The 4,404-nt window shown below is 46.7% G+C and carries 4 protein-coding genes; all 4 read right to left on the reverse strand.

Annotation, left to right across the window (positions count from 1 at the left end; genetic code table 11):
* Positions 1 to 207: 207 nt before the first annotated feature.
* Positions 208 to 1,026: an acyl-ACP--UDP-N-acetylglucosamine O-acyltransferase gene (gene lpxA / locus AC805_RS01230; RefSeq protein WP_009625442.1), complete on the reverse strand. Its 819-nt coding sequence runs from the start codon at positions 1,024 to 1,026 to the stop codon at positions 208 to 210.
* Between the two features lie 128 nt (positions 1,027 to 1,154).
* Positions 1,155 to 1,661: a 3-hydroxyacyl-ACP dehydratase FabZ gene (fabZ, locus tag AC805_RS01235; protein ID WP_055073724.1), complete on the reverse strand. Its 507-nt coding sequence runs from the start codon at positions 1,659 to 1,661 to the stop codon at positions 1,155 to 1,157.
* A 61-nt stretch (positions 1,662 to 1,722) separates the two neighbouring features.
* Complete coding sequence (lpxC, locus tag AC805_RS01240; RefSeq protein WP_055073725.1) at positions 1,723 to 2,562, reverse strand: UDP-3-O-acyl-N-acetylglucosamine deacetylase; 840 nt, start codon at positions 2,560 to 2,562, stop codon at positions 1,723 to 1,725.
* Between the two features lie 2 nt (positions 2,563 to 2,564).
* Positions 2,565 to 4,404: BamA/TamA family outer membrane protein (locus AC805_RS01245; protein WP_055073726.1), on the reverse strand; the 1,840-nt coding region annotated here is incomplete at its 5' end.

Genomic DNA, 4,404 nt, shown 5'->3' on the forward strand with positions numbered 1-4,404 from the left:
GGGCTTTGAGAAAGGGTTTGCTACGCAAACCCTTTCTCAAAGCCCAAAAGTAAAAGCCTTGCGTAGCAAGGCTTTTACTTTTGAGGTTTTAAAATCTGCCAGCTTAACCCGAACTGAGGTTAATTTAATAGCCTTTTAAAGATTTTGAAGCTGGATGAGATAGACGACTACCTCTCCGAAAGATAAGAGGTATTTCTTGTTAGCGGATTAGGCACGGCTGGGAATTGGTCCACGCCGATGAGAAACAGTAATCGAATCTTGTAAAAATTGGCGCAAATGCTGAACATGAGCATTATCAGCGAAGGTAACTAGTTTTTCGAGGGCTTCCACTAGAGTGAGATCTTGATGGTAAAGCAAACGGAATGCCGACTTCAGAGCTTGTTGAGTTTCCCCATCAAGTCCTGCGCGATCGATGCCGACTCGATTTAGAGTCCGTACGCGGGAGGGATTGCCCTCAACTAAGGTATAGGGAGGGACATCCCTCTCAATCCGACTCATGCCACCTACCATGGATAGACGACCAATACGCACAAACTGGTGCACCCCTAGAACGCCACTGATTCTGGCATGGGACTCGATGTAGACATGACCCGCCAAGGCGACTCCGTTGGCTATAATCACTCGATCTTCAATTTCACAGTTATGCCCTACATGAACATAGGCCATCAGCAAATTCCCGTTACCAATATAGGTAACTTCATCGGCTTCATTGGCTCGATTAATCGTCACATATTCACGAATGCGGTTATCATTACCGATTCGGACAAGACTATTAGCACCCGCATATTTCAAATCTTGTGAATCTAACCCGATCGCCGCTCCTGGATAAATTTGGTTGCGATCGCCAATTTCGGTTCGTCCTTCGACAATAGCATGATGTCCAATGACAGTATGAGCGCCAATTTTCACCTGCTCACCGATGACAGCATAAGCTCCAACTTTGACAGTCGGATGTAGTTGGGCATCAGGATGCACTATGGCTGTCGGGTGAATAAATTCAGACACAGGCGCATGAGACACAGGCATAAAAAGTTTGGCTCGCTTGATACTAAGATAGATCGCTTTGTTTGCGATCGCTTGGATCGCCAGATGACGAATAAAGTAATGCTTTACAAGATTTTTTCTAGAGTAAGAAGGACTCTAAAAAATATTTTCTAAAGATTAACTAAGGAAAACATCAATTCACCTTCGCAGACTAGTTGACCATCAACTTCTGCGCGCCCATGCATCTTACCAAAGCGCTTGCGCGATACAAGCAATTCGGTGGTGATCGTTAAGCGATCTCCAGGGACGACAGGGCGACGAAATCGAACTTTATCGATTCCCGCAAATAGTGAAAGTTGATCTTCCATGCCAGGTAAATGTCTTAGTACAATACCGCCTACTTGCGCCATCGCTTCAACAATTAATACCCCTGGCATGATCGGACGCTCAGGAAAATGCCCCTGAAAAAATGGCTCATTAAAGGTTACATTCTTAATCCCTGTCGCAGATTTGTTTGGCACAAAATCAATGATGCGATCTACCAACAAAAATGGATAGCGGTGAGGTAAAAGTTTCTGAATATCTTCGATCATTAAGACTGGACTAGGAGGGGTGTTTTCCAGTTCAATATTAATGTCGGTACTATTTATGGTGTTTTCTTCGGTCAAAGTTGACATATTAAGTATTAAGTTTGCGGTGTTTTAGAGCTAGGTCGGACGATGCAACGCATTGACCTTGCTAACTTCTAGAGACTTGCTTGGTCGCTAAGGCGATCGCAAATTCGGCATGAAGATTATGACTAGCTTTGTAGGCAAGAATATGCGCTCTCGGTAAAAATCCTAGCAAGCTTAGGTCACCAATGAGATCTAAAAGTTTATGACGACAGGGCTCATTCTCAAAACGCAGGGGTGGATTGATCCAGCGGTCGGCATCGCAGACGATCGCATTTTCTAAACTACCGCCTTTGATCAGCCCTGCGGCTCTCGCTTGGTCAATATAGGCGGCGAGGGTAAAAGTCCGCGCAGGGGCGATTTCGGCAGCAAATTTTTGGGAAAATTCGGCAATGGGGGGTGACCAACTAAACCACTGCTCGCCGATCGCCTTCGTGGGGAAAGCAATGCCATAGGTAAACCGCAAGGTATCGGCAGGAATTGCCGTGACAAAACCATCTCCTTTCCAAACTGTGACGGGTTCGGCTAAGGATACTAAGCAGTCGCCTTCAACCTGCGTCTCGACCCCGACTTGGGCGATCGCCTCTACCCAAGGCATCGCCGAACCATCAAGGATTGGTAGTTCAGGGCGATCGAGCTCAATACAGGCATTATGGATGCCCATACCAAACAATGCCGACAACAGGTGCTCAACCGTACGCACACCAGTGCCGTTGTGCCGTAGTTCTGTGGATAGCTGCGAGGCAGAAACTACATTGGTATCCGCAGGTATTTTAGTACCGTTATAAATAAAGTAGCGACCTGAGTCGATAGGGGCAGGACTGACGGTCACAGAAACTTGTTCGCCACTATGCAATCCAATCCCCGATAAAGAAAAAGGAGAGGCGATCGTCTGTTGGTAGAGCATGACTAGAATTTCTCTCCTAGACCAAAGCTAAACTGGTTACCACCATTGGAGGATAGACCGTAATCCACCCTAATCGAGCCGAGCGGCGACTGTACCCGTACCCCAATGCCATAACCAGCGCCATTGCCTGGCTTGTTTCTCACCCCCGCAGGGTTACCAGGTACGGCTGAGGCCGAGCCTAAATCAGTACCGTAATCGAAGAACAAGACCCCGCCAACAATGTTAAATACGGGGAAACGATATTCTGCGGAGAAGATGCCAAAGCTGCGACCGCTACCAATTTTACCTTCATCCCAACCGCGTACCGAGTTGCTACCGCCGAGCTGAAATGCTTCGTAGGGGGGTAATGTGCCGATGACTGTTCCTGCCTGAATGTTAAAGGCGAGGGCTTGCGTTCCTTCCGAAAAATTCAGGAAATTAACGGGCATATAAAAACTATAACTAGCCCGAACCCGATTTAAGAAAATCGAACCTAATCCAATGGGGATAGACTGTTCGGTAGCAATCCGAAATACAGAGCCTGAAGAGGGTTTAATCGGATTATCTCGCTGATCGCTAGCGTAAGCAAGTTGCAGTAATAGTAAATCATCCTGTCCAGTGCCACTAGTAGTGAGCTGATTGCCTAACGAGTCAGTGGCAGCGATCGCATTGTTCGTATTGTTCAGAACACTAACGCGCTGATAGCGGAAACCAAGGGATGCTGTATCACGAGAACTCAATGGGCGAGAAAAACTAAACCCAAGTCCCAAACGATTTATAACTGGCTGATCGTTATTTGCCCCGATGCCCACACTGCCATCGAAGATATAGCTATAGGCGCGTTGATTGAAAATATTTGCCGAAAATGAAGTGTGATAGGGGTCGCCAGCCAACCAAGGATCGGTAAAGTTGAGGTCGAATAATAACGAAGTTGTACCAACTTGAACATCTAATCCGAGTTTTTGGTTGTTGCCACCAAGGTTTTGCTGTTGGAAACTGACAGTACCGAATAAACCTGTAGAAGAGCTTATCCCGGCACCTGCGGAGATGGAGCCCGTATTTCTTTCTTTGACATTGACTGTCACGACGACTTTACGGGGATCGGTACCTGGGGCAAGCCCAATATTGAGATCGTCAAATAGCCCTAAGCCATAGACCTTTTGGAGATCGCTTTGAACAGTATTTTTATTAAAGATCTCCCCTTCTTTAATTGTCAATTCGCGAGTAATGATGAAATCACGGGTAGTGCCAGTCACAGGCTTACCGTCTTTATCAACAGTTTTACCATCTTCGTTAATAAAAGCGACTTTGATTGCCTCAATCGCCCCCTCGGAAACCACCAGATTAATATTTCCTTCTGGCGTAGCCTTGATATCGACTACTTGGGCTAAAACATAGCCCTTATCTTGATAGTACTTCTCAAGTTCCTTTACCCCAGCTTGGATGTCTTTGAGGTTAGTAACTTTACCGATCTGCGAACCGAAAATTCGATTAATTACGCCATCTTCGAGAACTTTAGTACCATCAGCATTAACTGACTTGAGGACGGGATTGGGGAGTACAAAGAATGTAACACGTACGCCAATATCGGTGTCTTCTGGCTCAGCTTGGACATTGGAGAAAAAGCCCGTCGCAAATACTGCGTTGATGTCGGATTGGAGCTGGGTGCGCGTTACCGTGCGTCCTGGTTTGGTTGAGATCGCGTCATAAATTCTTTGTTCTAGCTCAGGAGGTAGGGGAGGCTGACCTTCGGGAGTCTTGATCGCGACTTCTCCCACTAATACTTGAATTTCATTGGTTGCAGGAGTAGTGGCAGGGGGGGTAAAAGTGGGGTTGGTATTTTGTGGCGCAGGCTTACTGGGG

This window comes from Pseudanabaena sp. 'Roaring Creek' (assembly GCF_001402795.1).
GTDB lineage: Bacteria > Cyanobacteriota > Cyanobacteriia > Pseudanabaenales > Pseudanabaenaceae > Pseudanabaena.